General features: G+C 45.2%; 18 protein-coding genes. 15 read left to right on the top strand and 3 right to left on the bottom strand.

Going from position 1 to position 20,366, the window contains the following annotated elements:
- The first annotated feature begins 17 nt into the window (after window positions 1-17).
- The 6 genes from CE058_RS17140 to CE058_RS17120 all read left to right on the top strand — a co-directional run bounded on the left by CE058_RS17140 (window position 18) and on the right by CE058_RS17120 (window position 8,459).
- A complete protein-coding gene (locus tag CE058_RS17140) occupies window positions 18-1,157 on the top strand; it encodes an acyl-CoA dehydrogenase (RefSeq protein WP_048009445.1) in 1,140 nt (379 codons plus the stop codon).
- A 322-nt stretch (window positions 1,158-1,479) separates the two neighbouring features.
- Window positions 1,480-2,124, top strand: coding sequence for a TetR/AcrR family transcriptional regulator (locus tag CE058_RS17135; protein WP_035328010.1), 645 nt, complete (start codon window positions 1,480-1,482; stop codon window positions 2,122-2,124).
- Between the two features lie 49 nt (window positions 2,125-2,173).
- Window positions 2,174-5,440, top strand: a complete 3,267-nt coding sequence (gene icmF, locus CE058_RS17130; RefSeq protein WP_163144298.1) for a fused isobutyryl-CoA mutase/GTPase IcmF — start codon at window positions 2,174-2,176, stop codon at window positions 5,438-5,440.
- A 136-nt stretch (window positions 5,441-5,576) separates the two neighbouring features.
- Window positions 5,577-5,753: a hypothetical protein gene (locus tag CE058_RS24825; RefSeq protein WP_197087643.1), complete on the top strand. Its 177-nt coding sequence runs from the start codon at window positions 5,577-5,579 to the stop codon at window positions 5,751-5,753.
- A 242-nt stretch (window positions 5,754-5,995) separates the two neighbouring features.
- On the top strand, window positions 5,996-6,577 hold the full coding sequence (rpoE, locus tag CE058_RS17125; RefSeq protein ID WP_048009443.1) for a DNA-directed RNA polymerase subunit delta: 582 nt from the start codon (window positions 5,996-5,998) through the stop codon (window positions 6,575-6,577).
- A gap of 274 nt (window positions 6,578-6,851) precedes the next feature.
- Window positions 6,852-8,459, top strand: a complete 1,608-nt coding sequence (locus CE058_RS17120) for a CTP synthase (RefSeq protein WP_048009442.1) — start codon at window positions 6,852-6,854, stop codon at window positions 8,457-8,459.
- 125 nt (window positions 8,460-8,584) lie between these two features.
- Here CE058_RS17120 and CE058_RS17115 read toward each other — a convergent pair whose 3' ends face one another.
- Window positions 8,585-9,106 (bottom strand): DUF2529 domain-containing protein, encoded by a 522-nt coding sequence (locus CE058_RS17115; protein ID WP_048009441.1) that lies wholly within the window; start codon window positions 9,104-9,106, stop codon window positions 8,585-8,587.
- 211 nt (window positions 9,107-9,317) lie between these two features.
- Here CE058_RS17115 and CE058_RS17110 point away from each other — a divergent pair, with 211 nt between their 5' ends.
- From CE058_RS17110 to CE058_RS17070, 9 genes are all read left to right on the top strand, one after another.
- Entirely contained in the window at window positions 9,318-9,692 is a 375-nt protein-coding gene (locus tag CE058_RS17110) for a response regulator (RefSeq protein ID WP_172581936.1), read from the top strand.
- 257 nt (window positions 9,693-9,949) lie between these two features.
- Window positions 9,950-10,807 carry a class II fructose-bisphosphate aldolase gene (locus CE058_RS17105; protein WP_048009440.1) on the top strand — a complete coding sequence of 286 codons (858 nt, stop codon included), beginning with the start codon at window positions 9,950-9,952 and terminating at the stop codon, window positions 10,805-10,807.
- A gap of 146 nt (window positions 10,808-10,953) precedes the next feature.
- A complete protein-coding gene (gene fsa / locus CE058_RS17100; protein WP_048009439.1) occupies window positions 10,954-11,598 on the top strand; it encodes a fructose-6-phosphate aldolase in 645 nt (214 codons plus the stop codon).
- Window positions 11,599-12,061: 463 nt separating this feature from the next.
- Window positions 12,062-13,348 carry a UDP-N-acetylglucosamine 1-carboxyvinyltransferase gene (locus CE058_RS17095; RefSeq protein ID WP_048009438.1) on the top strand — a complete coding sequence of 429 codons (1,287 nt, stop codon included), beginning with the start codon at window positions 12,062-12,064 and terminating at the stop codon, window positions 13,346-13,348.
- A 167-nt stretch (window positions 13,349-13,515) separates the two neighbouring features.
- A complete protein-coding gene (gene glpX, locus CE058_RS17090) occupies window positions 13,516-14,478 on the top strand; it encodes a class II fructose-bisphosphatase (RefSeq protein WP_035327992.1) in 963 nt (320 codons plus the stop codon).
- A 562-nt stretch (window positions 14,479-15,040) separates the two neighbouring features.
- Complete coding sequence (gene rho, locus CE058_RS17085; protein ID WP_009332281.1) at window positions 15,041-16,306, top strand: transcription termination factor Rho; 1,266 nt, start codon at window positions 15,041-15,043, stop codon at window positions 16,304-16,306.
- A 166-nt stretch (window positions 16,307-16,472) separates the two neighbouring features.
- The gene (gene rpmE, locus CE058_RS17080; protein WP_009332279.1) at window positions 16,473-16,685 is read left to right on the top strand and encodes a 50S ribosomal protein L31; all 213 of its coding nucleotides are present in this window, start codon (window positions 16,473-16,475) and stop codon (window positions 16,683-16,685) included.
- A gap of 197 nt (window positions 16,686-16,882) precedes the next feature.
- A complete protein-coding gene (locus CE058_RS17075; protein ID WP_035327985.1) occupies window positions 16,883-17,503 on the top strand; it encodes a thymidine kinase in 621 nt (206 codons plus the stop codon).
- A 693-nt stretch (window positions 17,504-18,196) separates the two neighbouring features.
- Complete coding sequence (locus CE058_RS17070; RefSeq protein ID WP_048010939.1) at window positions 18,197-18,637, top strand: hypothetical protein; 441 nt, start codon at window positions 18,197-18,199, stop codon at window positions 18,635-18,637.
- 26 nt (window positions 18,638-18,663) lie between these two features.
- Here CE058_RS17070 and CE058_RS17065 read toward each other — a convergent pair whose 3' ends face one another.
- Both CE058_RS17065 and CE058_RS17060 read right to left on the bottom strand, forming a co-directional pair.
- Window positions 18,664-19,626 (bottom strand): DMT family transporter, encoded by a 963-nt coding sequence (locus tag CE058_RS17065; protein ID WP_163144296.1) that lies wholly within the window; start codon window positions 19,624-19,626, stop codon window positions 18,664-18,666.
- Between the two features lie 10 nt (window positions 19,627-19,636).
- A complete protein-coding gene (locus tag CE058_RS17060; RefSeq protein ID WP_163144294.1) occupies window positions 19,637-20,290 on the bottom strand; it encodes a GntR family transcriptional regulator in 654 nt (217 codons plus the stop codon).
- Window positions 20,291-20,366: the final 76 nt, after the last annotated feature.

Raw genomic sequence — 20,366 nt, 5'->3', positions numbered from 1 at the left:
AAAGCGAGGGACCAGCAATGAATTTCCAATTAAGTGAAGAGCATGAAATGATCAGAAAAATGGTGCGCGATTTTGCCAGGAACGAAGTAGCTCCGACTGCTGCTGAACGCGACGAAGAAGAACGCTTTGACAGAGAGATTTTTGACAAAATGGCGGAGCTTGGCTTAACAGGGATTCCGTGGCCTGAAGAGTACGGCGGAATCGGCAGTGATTACCTGGCTTACTGCATCGCAGTTGAAGAGCTTTCAAGAGTGTGTGCATCTACAGGTGTAACTCTTTCTGCCCATACGTCCCTTGCAGGCTGGCCGATCTTCAAGTTCGGCAACGAAGAGCAAAAGCAAAAATACTTAAAGCCAATGGCACAAGGTGAAAAAATCGGGGCATACGGCCTTACTGAGCCGGGCAGCGGATCTGATGCCGGCGGAATGAGAACGACAGCACGTCTTGAGGGCGATCATTACGTCTTAAACGGCAGCAAAATATTCATTACAAACGGCGGAATCGCAGATATCTATGTCGTGTTTGCCCTGACAGATCCATCCTCCAAGCATAAAGGAACAACAGCGTTCATCGTGGAAGCAGGCTTTGAAGGCTTCTCTGTCGGCAAGAAGGAAAAGAAATTGGGAATACGTTCATCACCTACAACTGAGATTATTTTTGAAGAGTGTAAGGTGCCGGTTGAGAACGTGCTTGGCAATGTAGGCGAGGGCTTCAAAGTTGCCATGATGACACTGGATGGCGGCCGCAACGGCATTGCTGCTCAGGCAGTCGGAATCGCTCAGGGTGCACTGGATGCTTCCATCGAATACGCTAAAGAACGCCACCAATTCGGCAAGCCAATCGCTGCCCAGCAGGGAATCGGCTTTAAGCTGGCTGACATGGCAACAAGCATCGAAGCTTCAAGACTATTAACTTACCAGGCAGCATGGCTGGAATCAGAAGGACTTCCATACGGAAAAGAATCTGCCATGTCCAAACTTCTTGCGGGCGACACGGCCATGAAAGTAACAACAGACGCCGTTCAAATCTTTGGCGGCTATGGATATACAAAGGACTACCCGGTAGAACGCTACATGCGCGACGCCAAAATAACACAGATTTACGAGGGTACACAGGAAATCCAGCGTCTTGTAATCTCTCGTATGGTAACGAAATAAGTCTTAAAAGGGCTTTTTTGCTGAAAGTTGTACATTAGAGCTGCTGACTAAGTTTTTAGCAATGAGTTGATTGGAGCGGAAGGTGCGAGATCCTCGAAAATGCTATCGCATTTTCTTCGTGCGATGTTTTTTCAGGGAAGATTACTCAACGTCCATCGGGAGTAGCTGGACAGGTGAGACCCCGCAGACGTGAAGCGTCGAGGAGGCTCACCGCCTGCCCCGCGGAAAGCGAGCAGCCTGGAGCGGAAATCAACGGGCATAATTCATAAGCTAAAACAAATTTATAAACAGGCATATGAATGGCGGGAGGCGGTAGGTAACAATGAAAAAACGGGAAGTGCAGGCTTCTGTTAAAGATGAGCGTCTTGTCAAAAAAAGACGCGATCAGATGATCAAAGGTGCCGTCACCCTTTTTATCCAAAAAGGGTTCCATCGTACAACAACTAGAGAGATCGCAAAGGCATCTGGTTTTAGTATTGGAACGCTTTATGAATACATCCGGACAAAGGAAGACGTCCTGTACCTGGTTTGTGACAGCATTTACGATCAGGTTGCCGAGCGGCTTCAAAAAGGCCTTGATACAAAACAGGGCACACTTGAGAGCCTGAAACAGGGCATCGCCGATTACTTCAAAGTCGTCGACGAAATGCAGGATGAAGTGCTTGTCATGTACCAGGAAGTAAAGGCGCTGACAAAAGACGCCCTTCCATATGTGCTCAAGAAAGAAATTGAAATGGTTGGCATGTTCGAGCATGTCATTACCCTTTGCGTGGAGAACGGAGAACTGGACCTGCCGGAGGAAAAAATCAAAATGATCGCCCATAACATTTTTGTCCAGGGGCAAATGTGGGCATTTCGCCGCTGGTCCCTGCAGAAAATGTACAGCATTGAGGAGTATATCCAGCTGCAGACCAATCTTCTTTTCCAGGGAATAAAGGATTCGGGCAAGGTCTCGGAAAAAGCTTAAGAATAGTGCGCAGGGATTAGCCTTGCGTTTACGGACAAGGGGGAGAACGATGAGCAATCCAGAAGTCTATAAGCCGAAAAATCATATTCGTTTTGTGACGGCTTCCAGTCTATTTGACGGACATGATGCTTCCATCAATATTATGCGCCGCATCATTCAGGCAAGCGGTGCAGAGGTCATCCACCTCGGGCATAACCGTTCTGTGGAGGAAGTCGTAAATGCTGCAATCCAGGAAGATGTGCAGGGAATCGCCATTTCCTCTTATCAGGGAGGACATGTAGAGTACTTCAAATATATGTATGACCTTTTGAAGGAGCGAGGCGCATCCCACATCCGCATTTATGGCGGCGGCGGCGGTGTCATTATCCCGAAGGAAATCAAAGAATTGCATGACTACGGAATCGCGAGAATTTTCTCTCCCGAAGATGGCCGCCATTACGGCCTCCAAGGGATGATTGATCAAATGATCAAGGAATGTGATTTTCCTACATTCACAGCTGAAGCTTCAGAGCAGATTGAAAAGCTTCAGGAAGGGGAAACGAATGCCATCGCGAAGCTGATTACACTGGCTGAGCATCAGGTAACAGTAGGCAAAGAAGCGGCAGCATCGCTTGAGCCGGTCATGGAGAAAGTGAAGTCACTGGAAAAACAGGTTCCTGTAGTGGGAATTACGGGTACAGGCGGTGCCGGAAAAAGCTCGCTGACAGATGAGCTGATCCGCCGTTTCATCAATGAAATTCCAGAGAAAAAGGTCGCGATTCTTTCAGTAGATCCGACAAAGCAAAAAACGGGCGGAGCCCTTCTTGGCGACCGTATCCGCATGAACGCCATTTTTAATCCGCGCGTCTACATGCGAAGCCTGGCAACAAGAAATTCCCGCAGCGAGCTGTCGCTGGCGATTCAGGATGCCATTTCAGTAGTCAAAGCAGCCGGTTTTGATTTGATTATTGTGGAAACAAGCGGAATCGGGCAGGGAGATGCAGGCATTACGGAAATTTGTGATGCTTCGATGTATATCATGACAAGTGAATTCGGTGCGCCTTCCCAGCTTGAAAAAATTGATATGATCGATTATGCAGATTTGATCGTCATTAATAAATTTGAACGCAAAGGCTCAGAGGATGCGATGCGCCAGGTGCAAAAGCAGTACCAGCGCAGCCGGATGCTTTTTGAAAAAGAGCTTGAAGACATGCCTGTCTACGGAACCATTGCGAGCCAGTTCAATGACCCGGGCACAAACGCGGTGTTTGCGGCACTGGTGGAAACGATTAATGAAAAAGCAGGTACAGACTGGAAAACAAGTTTTACAAAGAACGCAAAAGTTGAAAAGCAGAATGTTATTATTCCGAATGAACAGCGCTATTATCTCCGCGAAGTATCTGAAGCAGTCCGCAGCTACCATAAGAAAGCCGAAGAGCAGGCGGATCTTGCCCGAAAACTGTTCCAGCTTGAGGGAGCAATGATTGCTGTAAAAGAACAAGAAGGAAACGAAGAAGTCATTGCTTCGCTTGAAGCCATTAAAACAGCAGCAGAAGAAAAGCTGACGGCTGAAACAAAGAACATTCTGGCAGGCTGGGAAGATTTGAAGGAAAAATACTCAGGCGAGCAATTTGTAACAAAAATCCGCGATAAAGAAATCGTGACGGTTTTAAAAACAAAAAGCTTATCCGGGCTGTCCATTCCAAAAGTGGCACTGCCTAAGTACAAGGATTACGGAGAAATCATCCGCTGGGTATATAGAGAAAACGTGCCGGGTTCTTTCCCGTATACAGCGGGTGTATTCCCGTTCAAACGCGAGGGTGAAGATCCGAAGAGACAGTTTGCCGGAGAAGGGACACCTGAAAGGACAAACCGCCGCTTCCATTATCTGTCCAAAGATGATGCGGCAAAGCGTCTGAGCACAGCGTTTGATTCTGTCACCCTGTACGGGGAGGATCCTGACTACCGCCCGGACATTTACGGAAAAGTCGGGGAGAGCGGAGTCAGCATCTGTACGCTGGATGATATGAAGAAGCTGTATGCCGGTTTTGACCTGTGCCATCCATCTACATCTGTTTCTATGACGATTAATGGGCCGGCGCCGATTATTTTGGCAATGTTCATGAACACAGCGATCGAACAGCAGATTGAGGCAAAAGAGCAGGAACTTGGCCGTGTGCTGACACCTGAAGAGTTCACTGAAGTAAGGGCGCAAACGCTGCAGACAGTCCGCGGAACGGTTCAGGCTGATATTTTAAAAGAGGATCAGGGACAAAATACTTGCATCTTCTCGACGGAGTTCGCATTGAGAATGATGGGCGATATTCAGCAGTATTTCATTGACCACAAGGTCCGCAATTACTACTCTGTATCCATTTCCGGCTACCATATCGCGGAAGCGGGCGCTAACCCGATCTCACAGCTTGCCTTTACACTGGCAAATGGCTTTACGTATGTAGAGTACTATTTGAGCAGAGGCATGAACATCAACGATTTTGCACCAAACCTTTCATTCTTCTTCTCGAATGGACTGGATCCGGAGTATACCGTGCTCGGCCGTGTGGCGCGCCGCATCTGGGCAACGGTTATGAGAGATAAATATGGTGCGAACGAGAGAAGCCAGAAGCTGAAGTACCATATCCAGACTTCAGGACGTTCCCTGCATGCACAGGAGATCGATTTTAACGATATCCGCACAACGCTGCAGGCGTTAATGGCGCTTCAGGATAACTGCAACTCGCTTCATACCAATGCGTATGATGAGGCCATCACGACACCGACGGAAGAGTCTGTCCGCCGGGCAATGGCCATCCAGATGATCATTACAAAAGAGCATGGCTTATCGAAAAATGAAAACCCGCTTCAGGGCGCCTTTATCGTGGATGAGCTGACAGATCTTGTGGAAGAGCAGGTGCTGAGAGAGTTTGAACGCATCAATGACCGCGGCGGCGTTCTTGGTGCCATGGAAACTCAATACCAGCGCGGAAAAATCCAGGATGAGTCCATGTACTATGAAATGAAAAAGCATACCGGCGAGCTTCCGATCATCGGAGTTAACACTTACTTGAACCCAAATCCTCCATCAGAGGACGAAATGAACAATATGGAGCTTGCAAGGGCAACGAAGGAAGAAAAAGAAACACAAATCCGCAATCTGCGCAGCTTCCAGGAGCGCAACAAAGACAAATCGGAAGAGGCACTGAACCAATTGAAAGAAGCAGCAGTCAGCGGCGGCAACATTTTCGCCGAGCTGATGGAAACCGTCAAAGTGGCAAGCCTCGGCCAGATTACCCGTGCATTATACGAAGTGGGCGGGCAGTACCGGCGGAATATGTAAAAAACAGGGCCTGCAGCTGCAGGCCCTTGTTTTCTGCACTATTTTTTAATATAGAATTAATATAAAATACATCCATAACCTATATAATGGAATCAATACATAGCAATGCACTTCGGGAAACCTGGGATGTGAAAATATGAAAAAAATCTTGCTCTACGCAGCCATACTTGCCGCTGCTGCAGGTGTTTACTTTTTATATGGAAAACAGCTGGGAGCTATAGCATTCTTCCTGCTCTCCATCTACTTCACCTGGCTCGCCTATAAAAAATGGGACCGGCCGCTGAGGGGCAGGAGGCGGAGAAGGGCAGATTAGGTAAATCGGACATACATGGATTTCACCTGCTGTCCTTAGATGCTGAACGAAAAATATTCTGCATAAAAATGTCCGGAACAGCAGATATAACTGGCATAAACCGTAAAAATTTGTTTATAATGAAGAATATGCCTTCTTGCAGGCTGTCCGCATGCATTTGCAGGGCCCTGCGGAAATTCAACTTATATGGTTTATTATTTGCGCGTTTATGAGCGTTTACATAGGGAAAGGAAGTGCTGATATTGAGTTTGGAACAGTTCTCAAAAGAAGAATTGCAGGAAATGTCATTAATCGAAGTGGCTTATGAACTTCTGACAAGCAAAAAAGAACCAATGGCCTTTAATGACATCATGAATGAAGTAGCTAAACTTATGAACCTTTCAGAGGAACAAGTCAAGGGAAAAATTGCACAGTTCTATACAGATTTAAATATAGATGGCCATTTCATTGGATTGGGCGATAACCGCTGGGGTCTTCGTTCATGGTATCCGGTTGACCAATATGAAGAAGAAGTCGTAACGGTAATCAAGCCTAAGAAGAAAAAGGCGAAGAAAAAGGGCGACGACGATCTCGATCTTGAAGATTATGATGAACTTGATGAAGAGGATATCGACTACGATGATATCGACGGATTCGATGATGATGACCTGACTGAAGACGATGATGATGATCTTCTGGACGATGACGATGATCTTGAAGATGATGATGATTTCGAAGACGATGATGATATCGTAGAAAAAGATGAAGAATTCGACCTTGGCGATGATGACGAAGAGCTTGAGGAAGATGACCTCGACGCTGACGAAGATGAAGAAGATTTATAACCTTGACTTTTCGTTTCAGGGCTTGTAGAATACTTTTTGGGCTCCTTAAAAAAGGACGATTCGTTTAGACGCTAATAGCGCTCCCTTACTTACTTAAGTAAGAGGAGCGCTTTTTATTTTTTTTTACAGGCCATGTGCCTTTTCAAGAAGAGCTAAACCATCCCTTTGCGATAAGCTTCCGCTGAAAAACCGGAGGCTGAACAATAGAATTTTTATCATCAAGTTTTTAAACCGGCATCATTATGCACAAACTGATATCAAGGGGGAATTTTTCATGACTAAGTATATTTTTGTTACGGGCGGAGTTGTTTCGTCACTGGGAAAAGGAATCACGGCAGCATCGCTTGGCCGCCTGCTGAAAAACAGAGGGTTAACGGTTACGATTCAGAAATTCGATCCTTACATAAATGTGGATCCGGGAACAATGAGCCCGTACCAGCATGGTGAGGTGTTTGTAACAGGTGACGGCGCAGAGACTGACCTGGACTTAGGCCACTATGAGCGTTTTGTTGATATTAACCTGACAAAGTACAGCAGTGTTACGACTGGTAAAATTTACTCCACTGTCCTTAGAAAAGAGCGCCGCGGCGACTATAACGGCGGAACGGTACAGGTTATTCCGCATATCACAAATGAAATCAAGGATAAAGTTTTCCGTGCAGGCCATGAAACGAATTCTGATGTGGTCATCACAGAAATCGGCGGAACAGTAGGGGATATTGAGTCACTTCCATTCCTTGAAGCGATCCGCCAAATTAAGAGTGATATCGGCCGCGATAATGTAATGTATATTCACTGTACACTGGTTCCTTACATCAAGGCAGCAGGGGAAATGAAAACAAAGCCGACACAGCACAGTGTTAAAGAACTAAGAAGCCTTGGCATTCAGCCAAACGTAATTGTTCTGCGTACTGAAATGCCAATTTCCCAGGATATGAAGGACAAAATTGCCCTATTCTGTGATATCGATAAAGAAGCAGTTATTGAAGCAACAGATGCGGATACTTTATATTCTATCCCGCTATCTCTTCAAGATCAGAAGCTTGATGAAATCGTCTGCAAGCATTTGAAGCTGGATTGCGGAGAAGCAGAGATGACCGAGTGGAAGCAGCTGGTTGACAAGGTTCTAAACCTTTCAAGGAAAACCAAGATTGGCCTTGTCGGTAAATATGTTGAATTGCAGGATGCTTACATTTCTGTTGTTGAAGCCCTAAAACATGCCGGTTATGCCTTTGATTCTGATATTGAAATCAAATGGATCAATTCTGAAGAAGTGGACAGCACGAACGTGAATGAACTGCTTCAGGACGTGGACGGAATCCTGGTTCCGGGCGGATTTGGCGACCGCGGCATTGAAGGGAAAATCCTTGCCATTCAATATGCGCGCGAAAACAAAAAGCCATTCCTTGGCATCTGTCTTGGCATGCAGCTGGCTTCCATTGAATTTGCAAGAAACGTACTGGGTCTTGAAGGGGCGCACTCTGCAGAAATTGCTCCTGAAACACCGCATCCAATTATCGACCTTCTGCCTGAGCAAAAGGATATTGAGGATTTAGGCGGAACTCTAAGACTTGGTTTACAAGCTTGTAAATTGAATGAGGATACAAAAGCCTTTGACGCCTACCAGGATGAAGTGGTATATGAGCGTCATCGCCATCGCTATGAGTTCAACAACCATTACCGCCAGGATATGGAAAAAGCAGGCTTCGTCTTCTCCGGTACAAGCCCGGATGGCCGCCTGGTGGAAATCATCGAAGTCAAGGATCACCCTTGGTTCGTCGCTTCCCAGTTCCATCCTGAATTTATCTCAAGGCCAACTCGCCCTCAGCCATTATTCCGTGAATTTGTCGGGGCATCATTGAAGTTTAGCGAGGAACTATAATGTATGAAAGATCCCTCCGGTTTCGGAGGGATCTTTTGTTTGTCCATGCGCACGCAAACCGGCTGTATTTGTGCATAACTAGTGAATGCCTATGCGCAGCCGAGGCACGGTGAAACCCGCAAAATCTATTCAAACTCCGCCAAAATCTCATCAATTGTAAACTTAATTCCATAATACACAAACAAAGCAGCCATGGAGGCCGGATAGCCGAAGCGATTGCCCTCTTCATCAGGCAGAAGGCCTTTCGCAAGCTTTAAATCTATATGAACATCAGCAAAATCAGCCAGGCTGCCGCCATTTTCAGTTCTTAAAGTGCTTACTGCCACAAAAGGGACCCCTTTTTCGGATAAAGATTTTGCCAGAGCGGCTGCATCTTCGTCATCCGAATATCTTGAAAAGATGATGACCCGGTCTGTTTCAGAGACTTCGGAATCTTTCTCCAAAATCGCTGCAACTCTAAGCGGCTCTTGGCTTTGCACGGCTTCATAGCCGATTGCAGCCATTTCCTTAGTTCCATAAATATATATTTTCCCATCACCGGCAGCAGCCTGGGCCAAAAGGCGGGCGCTGTCCTCTATGGAAAACTCTTCTTTTTCCTGAAGTCTTTTAAATAAGCCTGTCAGCTGGGTAGAAAACATCTTCAGCAAATCCGTTCACTCCTTCATCTTTTCCTGCGGTTCTATTATAGAGAATAGGGAAGGAAAGGTAAAATAATCAAAGGTAATTGCTAAAATAAGAAGGAATAATCATCTTTCACAGAGAAATTAGCTGTAGGAGAATGTATAGTTAAGTGACCTGCAGTCATAATTCAGTATGGTTTTAAACCTAAGTGCTTTTAATACGACAGAAAGAGGTGGCTTGATGAAAGGGAAAATTTTAATCGTAGATGATCAGTTCGGAATCCGTATTTTACTTAATGAGGTACTGCAGAAGGAAGGGTACGACACATACCAGGCTGCCAATGGAGTCCAGGCTCTCGACATTGTTTCCAAGCATTCGCCTGATCTTGTTCTTCTTGATATGAAAATACCGGGAATGGACGGGATTGAAATTTTGAAAAGAATGAGAGTAGTGGATAAAGATATCCGCGTTATTATCATGACCGCTTACGGTGAACTCGATATGATTCAGGAAGCAAAGGATCTGGGTGCTCTTACTCACTTTGCGAAGCCATTCGATATCGATGATATCAGGGCGGCAGTAAAAAAATATTTGCTTGTCCCTAACTCGTAATAAGCCAAAAATATCCGTATTTAACCAGAAATTCCAACACGATAAAAATGATAGCGTTTGCTTTATGACATTTCATAAAAACGCGCTGGAATAATGGCTTTTCTAAGTCCTTTTTGGTATGATAACAGATGAATTCCAAAGGGTCGTCTCAGTTTAGCGGACTATTTTAAGGGTACATATTCGATAGTGTTAAGGGGAAAACTTTAACAGTATTTAGTCTGTTGAACTTAAACGATTATCAATAAGGAGGAAGAAAAATGCCTTTAGTTTCTATGACTGAAATGCTTAATAAAGCAAAATCAGAAGGCTATGCAGTAGGTCAATTTAACTTAAACAACCTTGAGTTCACTCAAGCGATCCTGCAGGCGGCAGAAGAAGAAAAATCACCGGTTATCCTTGGTGTTTCCGAAGGTGCTGCACGCTACATGGGCGGTTTTAAAACGGTTGTAAAAATGGTTGAAGGACTGCTTGAAGATTATAAAATTACCGTTCCTGTGGCTATCCACTTAGACCACGGTTCAAGTTTTGATAAATGTAAAGAAGCAATCGATGCCGGATTCACATCTGTTATGATCGATGCTTCCCATGATCCATTCGAACAAAACGTGGAGACTACTTCAAAAGTAGTTGAATATGCACATTCAAAAGGCGTTTCAGTAGAAGCAGAGTTAGGAACTGTCGGCGGACAGGAAGACGATGTTATTGCTGATGGCGTTATTTATGCTGATGCAAAAGAATGTGAAGAGCTGGTTAAGCGCACAGGCATCGACTGCCTAGCTCCGGCACTGGGTTCTGTTCATGGACCATACAAAGGTGAGCCTAACCTTGGCTTTGCTGAAATGGAAGAGATCGGAAACCTTACAGGTGTTCCTCTGGTTCTTCATGGCGGTACTGGAATCCCGACAAAGGATATTCAAAAATCCGTTTCTTTAGGAACTGCTAAAATCAATGTAAACACTGAAAACCAAATTGCTTCCGCGAAACGTGTTCGTGAAGTATTGGCAGCAGATACAGAAGTATACGATCCGCGCAAATACTTAGGACCGGCACGCGAAGCGATTAAAGAAACAGTAATCGGCAAAATGCGCGAATTTGGTTCTTCAAACAAAGCATAATAAAATAACTGCACGAGAAACCGCTTCTAGAATTAGAAGCGGTTTGCCTTATTTATTGAGGCGAATATGCATGTAAGGCTTTACAGAATCGCAGCTTTATTTAATAATACATAGATATCAGAATATTTTATAAGGTGGGATTTTATATGAAGTTTTTCATCGATACAGCGAACATGGACGAAATTAAAGAAGCATATGCCCTTGGGGTAGTTGCCGGAGTAACAACCAACCCATCATTGGTGGCAAAGGAAAAGAATGTATCCTTCCCTGACCGTCTTCGTGAGATCACGGAATTGGTTCCAGGCTCAGTGAGTGCCGAGGTTATCGCTCTTGATGCTGAAGGCATGATTAAAGAAGGAAGAGAGCTTGCAGCGATTGCACCGAACATCACAATCAAGGTGCCAATGACACCGGATGGTTTGAAAGCCGTAAGCGCCTTTTCAAAAGAAGGCATTAAAACAAATGTAACGCTGATCTTCAGTGCAAACCAGGCGCTGCTTGCTGCAAGAGCAGGTGCTACATACGTTTCCCCATTCCTTGGACGCTTGGACGATATTGGCCACAACGGTCTTGATCTAATCTCCACAATTGCAGAGATCTTCGCGATTCATGACATTGATACAGAAATCATTGCGGCTTCCATCAGACATCCTCAGCATGTGACGGATGCAGCATTAAGAGGAGCTCATATCGCGACAATTCCTTATAAAGTCATCCAGCAATTATTCAACCATCCTCTGACAGATAAGGGAATCGAAGCGTTCCTCGCAGACTGGAACTCAAGAGGATAAGCTTTCTTCGGAAAAATAACTCTAGGAAACTGGCTTTGTTTCGGTGCTGAATCGGATCAAAGCCAGCCCCATTACTTGTACCCCTGTTTTTTAGTGCTTCTTTCTTAATTTTAACTTTTTTTGAATACAATACATGAGATTTGATTTTTCGTGTAAACTATAAGATAAAGATAATGTCGGATTCTGTAAAAAACATATGGAAAATTGTTCCTTATTCAACTTGCAATGTTGCAAAATGCGGATACATGATAATATGTAAGTGCATATTTTCCCAAAGACTATATTTTTCCGATATTAAAAAAAGACAAGCCTATTGGGTTTCTTATAGAAGCTATGGCTATTTCCTGCCAAAGTTGGTTAGAAAAGTAGTGTGTAGCTTTTGCTGTAAGGGCTATCAATTTTTTAAATATTGAAGTCAAATTCCAGCATATGTGTTTAACAACGGCTTAGAAGGGAGTTACAAATGGAAAAGCTAATGATTGCAGGTGGATATCCTTTAAAAGGCACTGTCCGGATCAGCGGGGCGAAGAATAGTGCCGTCGCATTGATTCCAGCTACCATTTTAGCGGAATCGCCTGTAACAATTGAAGGTTTGCCGGATATTTCGGATGTACAAATTCTAAAAGATTTGCTTGAAGAAATAGGGGGCACTGTCGAATTCTCTGAAAATGATATGACAGTTGATCCCTCTTCCATGATTTCCATGCCTTTGCCGAACGGAAAAGTAAAAAAACTGCGTGCTTCCTATTATTTAATGGGAGCGATGCTCGGCCGATTTAAAAAAGCGGTTATTGGACTTCCAGGAGGATGCCACCTCGGGCCAAGACCAATCGATCAGCATATAAAAGGGTTTGAAGCACTTGGCGCGCGTGTGACCAATGAACAGGGAGCCATTTACCTTCGTGCCGATGAACTGCGCGGAGCCCGTATTTATCTCGATGTTGTCAGTGTGGGAGCAACCATCAATATCATGCTTGCCGCTGTCAGGGCAAAAGGCAGAACCATTATCGAAAATGCCGCAAAAGAGCCTGAAATCATTGATGTTGCTACGCTTTTGACCAATATGGGCGCGAAAATCAAGGGTGCCGGCACTGATGTAATCCGCATTGATGGCGTGGATCATCTGCATGGCTGCCAGCATACGATCATCCCGGACAGGATTGAAGCGGGAACGTATATGATTGTTGGTGCAGCGGCCGGAGAAGGCGTGCTGATTGACAATGTCATCCCTCATCATCTTGAGTCCTTAATTGCAAAACTGCGCGAAATGGGCGTTCAGATTGAAACGAACGATGACCAGGTATTTGTCGGGCCAGCTGAGAAAATGAAAGCTGTGGACATTAAAACACTTGTCTATCCAGGCTTCCCTACAGACCTGCAGCAGCCGCTGACTTCTCTGTTAACGGGAGCAGAAGGGACAAGCATGGTCACTGATACTATTTATAGTGCCCGTTTTAAGCATATTGATGAGCTGCGCAGAATGAATGCCAATATTAAAGTGGAAGGGCGCTCTGCGATCATCAATGGGCCTGTTCAGCTTCAGGGTGCTAAAGTTAAGGCGAGTGATCTGCGCGCAGGCGCAGCATTGGTAATTGCCGGCTTGATGGCGGAGGGAGTTACCGAAGTCACAGGCTTAGAGCATATTGACAGAGGCTACAGCCACCTGGTTGAAAAGCTGAATGGACTTGGTGCCACAATTTGGCGAGAAGAAATGAGCAAGGAAGAAATGGAACAAATGAAGAACGCGTAAATAGAACACCTTTGAATATTGACAGCTGACTGATTAATACTTGAGGGAAAATCAAAGTAAAATCAGCAGACAAATATAAATTAAGGCGGGCTATTGCGGTGCCGGGGGTAAGAATCCGGTCCGCATTTGCCATGCTGCCAGCCTTAGAATCCGGGGAGGAAAAATCGATGGAAAGAAGTTTGTCAATGGAATTAGTTCGCGTAACGGAAGGTGCCGCTTTAGCATCAGCACGCTGGATGGGCCGCGGATTAAAAGATGAAGCGGATGATGCCGCTACTTCTGCAATGAGAGATGTATTCGATACTGTGCCAATGAAGGGAACAGTCGTTATCGGAGAGGGCGAAATGGATGAAGCGCCAATGCTTTATATCGGGGAAAAGCTTGGAACAGGCTATGGACCGCGTGTAGATGTCGCTGTTGATCCGCTTGAAGGCACTAACATCGTAGCATCCGGCGGCTGGAATGCATTAGCTGTTCTTGCGGTAGCTGACCATGGAAATCTTCTGCATGCTCCGGATATGTACATGGACAAAATTGCAGTCGGTCCTGAAGCGGTTGGACAAATTGATATTAACGCTTCTGTTCTGGATAATTTGAAAGCGGTGGCAAAAGCCAAAAACAAGGATATCCAGGATGTTGTGGCGACAGTGCTTAACCGTGAGCGCCATGAACACATCATCAGCCAGCTTCGCGAAGCAGGTGCCAGAATTAAATTAATCAACGATGGCGACGTGGCTGGAGCCATTAATACTGCCTTTGATGAAACGGGTGTCGATATTCTGTTCGGATCAGGCGGAGCACCAGAAGGCGTGCTGGCAGCTGTTGCCCTAAAGTGCCTTGGCGGGGAAATTCAGGGGAAACTTCTTCCGCAAAATGACGCAGAGGCTGAGCGCTGCTTGAAGATGGGCCTTGATATTAATAAAGTCCTTCTTATGGAAGACCTGGTAAAAGGCGATGACGCAATTTTTGCTGCAACAGGCGTAACAGATGGTGAGCTTTTGAAAGGCGTACAGTTTAAAGGCTCATATGGTTCAACCCATTCAATTGTTATGCGTGCCAAATCAGGAACGGTCCGCTTTGTCGAAGGGCGCCATAGTTTGAAGAAAAAGCCTAATCTTGTTATTAAATAAATATATCGCAGTCTAACGGGCAGTAAGACCCCCCTTCAAGACTCAGAGGAATCAAAGGAGGATAAGTGAGGTCAAACTGCCCGTAAAGGCCCGAAAAGAAGAACAAAGACTAATAACGCCACATCCTGTGGCAACGTCTTTGTGACCCACTTCCTGTGGGCCTCAACTAACAATCAGTGGGGGAAAAGCACTCCCGCTGATTGAAGTTTCACTTTAAATAAACAGATAGAAAATGAGTGCTGGCTGCATTGCGCCAGCCTGCTCATTTTCATTTCCTTCCTGCTATATTTTCCATATCAAATTTTGTTATTGATTAATTTTCATATTAAGGGGTAAAATAGAGATTGTTTTTCATGGAATAGGATACCTCAAAATTTTTAACCGAAAACGGACAGCAAACCGTTCCATTCCTCGAAACCTTTAATTAAGAACATAATGATAGAATCTTCAGCTATTTTCAGTGCCTCAAAGTATCTTTCCCTTTCCTTTCATATAAAGTCCAATAATTTGAACAGCTGCATATGGAGGAAATAATTGAAAATTTCAAAAGTGTGGTGTAAAAATGGGTTTAAACATTTCAAGTTTAGAAAATATGAAGCTTAAAGAGCTTTATGAACTTGCCCGTGAATATAAAGTTTCTTATTACAGCAAGTTATCGAAAAAAGAATTAATTTTTGCCATCCTGAAAGCAAGAGCAGAACAGGAGGGCTACTTCTTCATGGAAGGTGTCCTGGAGATCATTCAGTCAGAAGGATTCGGCTTCCTTCGTCCAATCAACTATTCACCAAGCTCAGAGGATATTTATATTTCCGCTTCCCAGATCCGCCGTTTCGATTTGAGAAACGGAGATAAGGTTTCAGGTAAAGTCCGTCCTCCAAAAGAAAATGAGCGTTATTTCGGCCTGCTGCAGGTTGAAGCCGTGAATGGCGATGATCCCGAATCAGCAAAAGAGCGCGTTCACTTTCCTGGTCTGACACCACTTTATCCAAACCGCCATATGAAATTGGAGACAGGTACAAGACAGCTGTCTACAAGAATTATGGACCTGCTTGCACCGGTTGGATTCGGTCAGCGCGGTCTGATTGTCGCGCCTCCAAAAGCAGGTAAGACCATGCTATTAAAGGAAATAGCCAATAGCATTACAACCAACCACCCGGAAGCGGAATTGATCGTGCTATTGATTGACGAGCGCCCGGAAGAGGTAACAGACATCGAGCGTTCAGTTGCAGGCGATGTAGTCAGCTCCACATTTGATGAAGTGCCGGAAAACCACATTAAAGTGGCCGAGCTCGTTCTTGAACGTGCTATGCGCCTTGTTGAGCATAAGCGTGATGTTGTAATTCTGATGGACAGCATTACAAGACTGGCAAGAGCCTATAACCTGGTTATTCCTCCAAGCGGCAGAACCCTGTCCGGCGGTATTGACCCGGCGGCATTCCACCGTCCAAAGCGATTCTTCGGTGCAGCCCGAAACATTGAAGAGGGCGGAAGTTTAACGATTCTGGCAACTGCACTCGTTGACACGGGTTCACGGATGGATGATGTCATCTATGAAGAATTCAAAGGGACAGGCAATATGGAGCTGCACCTTGACCGTTCACTGGCTGAAAGAAGAATCTTCCCGGCCATCGACATCCGCCGCTCCGGCACGCGAAAAGAGGAACTTCTTATTCAGAAGGATCACCTGGACAAGCTGTGGGCAATCCGCAAGTCCATGTCAGATTCACCGGATTTCGCCGAAAAACTGCTTCGCAAGCTAAGACAGACAAAATCAAACGAAGAATTTTTCGCTAACCTTGCTGAAGAAATGAAGGCTAAGCGTTCGTAATTAAAATCCCATCTGGAAATTACAGGATGCGGAATTCGCTTATTGCAAAAAATGTATGGACTTGTTATAATGATGACAGTGTGTTTTTGAAGTTTACGGCAATTCATGATTGCCCGTAATATATAACTCTGTTTCGAATGATTCAGGGCGGAAGGAGATGAAAAGAATGAAATCAGGAATTCATCCTAACTATAAAAAAGCAATGGTGAAATGTGCTTGCGGTAACGAGTTCGAAACCGGTTCTGTTCAAGAAGAGATCCGCGTTGAAACTTGCTCTGAGTGCCATCCATTCTACACTGGACGTCAGAAATTCGCTGAAGCCGGCGGACGTGTTGACCGTTTCAATAAGAAATACGGCATTAAGTCAGAACAAAAATAATAAACAACAAAAACAGGCAAGTTAACTTTCTTGCCTGTTTTTTATTGCAAAATAAGCCGTTATGAAGAATTGCTTTAGGGACCTTTTTGCTTTTTAAAAGCGCGAGTGCAAGTAAGATTAACAGCTCGACCCTTTTCTTCATAAAATAGTCAAAACAAGCCATTCTATTAGTTAGAACGAGGAAGGAGAGACCGTTCATGTACGTTATGAATCATCACGGATGGGTGGAAGTCATTTGCGGCAGCATGTTCTCCGGCAAATCAGAAGAACTGATTCGCCGTGTGCGCAGAGCTCAGTTCGCCAAACAGCAAATCGCTGTATTTAAACCGCAGATTGATAACCGATATAGTGATGAAGCTGTCGTTTCACATAATGGAACTTCGGTCATAGCTAAACCCCTGACCCAGTCTACCGATATTTTTAAATACATTACACCTGAAACTGATTTGATTGCTATTGATGAAGTGCAATTTTTCGATGATGAAATTGTCAAAGTCATTCAGCACCTGGCTGACAGCGGGCATCGTGTCATTGCTGCCGGACTTGACCAGGACTTCCGCGGGGAGCCTTTTGGCCAAATGCCTGCCATCATGGCGATAGCAGAATTGGTAACAAAGCTTCAAGCTGTCTGTGCTGTCTGCGGATCACCTGCAAGCCGCACACAGCGCCTGATCAATGGAAATCCAGCTTCATATGATGATCCGGTTATTTTAGTTGGCGCCTCAGAAGCCTATGAACCGCGCTGCCGCCATCACCATGAAGTTCCCAAATCACCCAATGTTCTAGAAAAACAGAAGACAACCGAGTTTTTATCATAAATTCATACTTAACGATCTCTCTGCCCTGGCGTGTTCCGGGCAGTTTTTTTATTTTGCCGAGTAGAATTGGTCGCCATGAAGAGTTCATGAAGCCGAAAAGCAGAAGATCCGCAAAAAATCCGTGAGTGAGTCCGAACTTGGGTCAACTTCAGACACAAAAAGCGAAAATCCCGGAGTTTGAGTCTGAACTTGAGTTAACTTCAGACACAAATAGCGAAAACCCGGGAGTTTGAGTCCGAACTTGGGTCAACTTCAGACACAAAAAGCGAAAATCCCTGAGTTTGAGTCCGAACTTGGGTCAACTTCAGACACAAAAAGCAAAAATCCCTGAGTTTGAGTCCGAACTTGGGTCAACTTCAGACACAAAAAGCGAAAATCTCGGAATTTGAGTCCGAACCAGGGTCATCTTCAGACACAAAAAGTGAAAATCCCGGAATTTGAGTCCGAACTTGGGTCAACTTCAGACACAAAAAGCGAAAATCCCTGAGTTTGAGTCCGAACTTGGGTCAACTTCAGACACAAAAAGCGAAAATCCGGGAGTCAGAGTCCGAACCTGAATCAACTTCCAGATACAAATGGCCGCCATGTCTTCAGCCAAATCAAACATCAATGCCTTCACACCCCAGCTCTGCCTTATTTTGGACCGCACAAACATCCCTCTAGCGGACATGCTATAAAAAGGAGGTGTAAGAAATGAAGAAACTGAGTATTTTCCTTTTGATGCTCGCATTTATGGCTGGCTGTGCCAACAATCAGGCAACTGAGAGTGAGTATGACCATGAGAGCCGGGATGGGGTTTCATTTATCAATAATGACCTGGACCGCACGGAGGACAATGATACAATGGACCGGACGATGAGCGGTGACCAGAACCCGAACTTTATCAATTTTGACGGCAAACGCCTGGATAACCAGGATGATATCGACCAGGCCCGCAAGGTGATTGCTGCTCATGAAGGATTCCGTCCTGGAGCTGTCTGGGTTAATGGAGAAGATATGTGGGTGACAGCTTATCGACGAGGCAATATGACCCATCAGGAAAAAATAGATTCTCAAGCCCAACTGCACAAAATGCTGATCAAGGCTCTGCCCCGTTATCATATTGAAGTGAAGGTTCAGGAAGACCGCACGTAAAATGCCCTGCTTACCAGGGCATTTTTTTACGCAGCTTTTCTTTTTAAAATAGCTTTGTTCGAGGTCACAAAACTGTGCAGCGCCATACCAGCAATGACAAGGGCCATCCCTGTTAAAGAAATTCCAGATGGCAGCGGGCTTGACAGCAGCGCCACTTCACCGAGCACAGCGAAAAGAACCTCGAGAGATTGGGTTGCTTCCACAGCCCCCAGCTTTTGCATATTGCCCCGGACTAGGTCTGTTGCTGCAAAGAATAATACTGTAGCAAAAACTCCGGAAAAGAGAGCGACTAAACCGGATTGAGTGACCTGGCTGAAACTGGGCACTCCGCTTGTTGCAAGGGCGGCAAATGAAAGCAGGAACCAAAATGGAAGACTGGCAATTGTCATACCGAGCACACGCTGGTAGGCGTCAAGCCGATTCTCACACACATCCATCATTTTACGGTTGCCTAACGGGTAGGCAAAGGATGCAATAATCAAAGGAATGATGACAAGCAGCGTATCCCGCAAAGAAATGGAGGATGCGTGCTCCACCTGCATAACCGCAACTCCAAGAAGAATAACCACGCTCATCATCATTCCGCGAAAAGGAATTTTCCCTCTTACTTTCACCGTTCCATTTCCGGTTTGAAACGCAACGAAAAAAAACGGTGCAAGCAGGGAACCGGAGATAATCGTAATCTGCCAGGTTCCGGCAATCAGCCAGCCGGGTCCATAGGCTGCCGCAAAACATAAAGGTGCGTAAAATAAGCCAAAGCCTACAAAGCTCCATAGCAGCCACGGCCCTGGGGCCTTTTTCATTTCAGTAAATAATGGCCGCAAATTTCCCCTGAATGCCACAATGGCAACCAACAGAGGAATCATAAAAAAATAGCGGAGCGATGCACTCCATAGCCAGCTCCCGCCATCCATTTCCATTGCCCGGTTCAATATAAAAGTGAAGGCAAAGAAGAAAGCAGAGCAAACGCCTAAAAGAATAGCCTTCATAGGAGTCACCTCATTTCCCTGTTAATAGCCCGCCAAGACTCAGCCAATTTTCCTCCACCAGCCTGGATGCCAGCTGTTCCTGGCCTTTCCTGCTGGCTTCCATAATTTTTTTATGCTGCTCAACAGATTTCAGCCCATTCAAAGATCCGAATTGAGCAATTTCCAGACGCTGAATTTTGGGCATAATCCTCTTTAATGCTGAGATAATTTCGGGATTATCTGCAGCAGAAAGATAAACCTCGTGGAAGGCTTCATCTGCTTTTACTGCACCAAGAATATCCTGTTTTTTCATGGCTGCCTCCAGATTTTTATTGGCTGCCTCAAGCCTTGCCAAATCACTTGGCATTAAGCGGGGAACGCCAAGTCTGGCACCTAAAGCATGCAGGGAAGCTGCCACCGGAAAGGCGTGGCTGGCACCATCTTCATTTAGAGGTGTGACACGAGTAGAGGAACCGGGCGTTGATACAACGAGCCCTTCATCCTCAAGCCTCTTTAAGGCTTCCCGGACAGGAGTGCGGCTGATCCCAAAGTCTTCTGCAAGCTCTTTGTCATGAAGGCGCGAACCCGGTTCAAAATCAAGCTGGATAATATTTTTCTTGAGTGTTTCGTAAACTTCATCTCTAAGGGACAAACGTTTGATAGGTGTAATGTTTTTATTTTTCATAAAACCAATATATCGGATATCGCAATATCCCGCAATGATTTTTCTGAAAATTCCTGGAGAAAAGAAAGCCATGAAT

The organism is Bacillus sp. 22-7 (assembly GCF_010628845.1).
Taxonomy (GTDB): domain Bacteria; phylum Bacillota; class Bacilli; order Bacillales; family Cytobacillaceae; genus Cytobacillus; species Cytobacillus firmus_B.
This window is presented reverse-complemented; position numbering and strand designations above follow the sequence as displayed.

Bases quoted from the DNA above. Each gene is read 5' to 3' on its own strand.
- CE058_RS17140 (WP_048009445.1), top strand. From the start codon at position 18: ATGAATTTCCAATTAAGTGAAGAGCATGAAATGATCAGAAAAATGGTG.
- CE058_RS17135 (WP_035328010.1), top strand. From the start codon at position 1,480: ATGAAAAAACGGGAAGTGCAGGCTTCTGTTAAAGATGAGCGTCTTGTC.
- icmF (WP_163144298.1), top strand. From the start codon at position 2,174: ATGAGCAATCCAGAAGTCTATAAGCCGAAAAATCATATTCGTTTTGTG.
- CE058_RS24825 (WP_197087643.1), top strand. From the start codon at position 5,577: ATGAAAAAAATCTTGCTCTACGCAGCCATACTTGCCGCTGCTGCAGGT.
- CE058_RS17120 (WP_048009442.1), top strand. From the start codon at position 6,852: ATGACTAAGTATATTTTTGTTACGGGCGGAGTTGTTTCGTCACTGGGA.
- CE058_RS17105 (WP_048009440.1), top strand. From the start codon at position 9,950: ATGCCTTTAGTTTCTATGACTGAAATGCTTAATAAAGCAAAATCAGAA.
- fsa (WP_048009439.1), top strand. From the start codon at position 10,954: ATGAAGTTTTTCATCGATACAGCGAACATGGACGAAATTAAAGAAGCA.
- CE058_RS17095 (WP_048009438.1), top strand. From the start codon at position 12,062: ATGGAAAAGCTAATGATTGCAGGTGGATATCCTTTAAAAGGCACTGTC.
- glpX (WP_035327992.1), top strand. From the start codon at position 13,516: ATGGAAAGAAGTTTGTCAATGGAATTAGTTCGCGTAACGGAAGGTGCC.
- rho (WP_009332281.1), top strand. From the start codon at position 15,041: ATGGGTTTAAACATTTCAAGTTTAGAAAATATGAAGCTTAAAGAGCTT.
- rpmE (WP_009332279.1), top strand. From the start codon at position 16,473: ATGAAATCAGGAATTCATCCTAACTATAAAAAAGCAATGGTGAAATGT.
- CE058_RS17075 (WP_035327985.1), top strand. From the start codon at position 16,883: ATGTACGTTATGAATCATCACGGATGGGTGGAAGTCATTTGCGGCAGC.
- CE058_RS17070 (WP_048010939.1), top strand. From the start codon at position 18,197: ATGAAGAAACTGAGTATTTTCCTTTTGATGCTCGCATTTATGGCTGGC.
- CE058_RS17065 (WP_163144296.1), bottom strand. From the start codon at position 19,626: ATGAAGGCTATTCTTTTAGGCGTTTGCTCTGCTTTCTTCTTTGCCTTC.
- CE058_RS17060 (WP_163144294.1), bottom strand. From the start codon at position 20,290: ATGAAAAATAAAAACATTACACCTATCAAACGTTTGTCCCTTAGAGAT.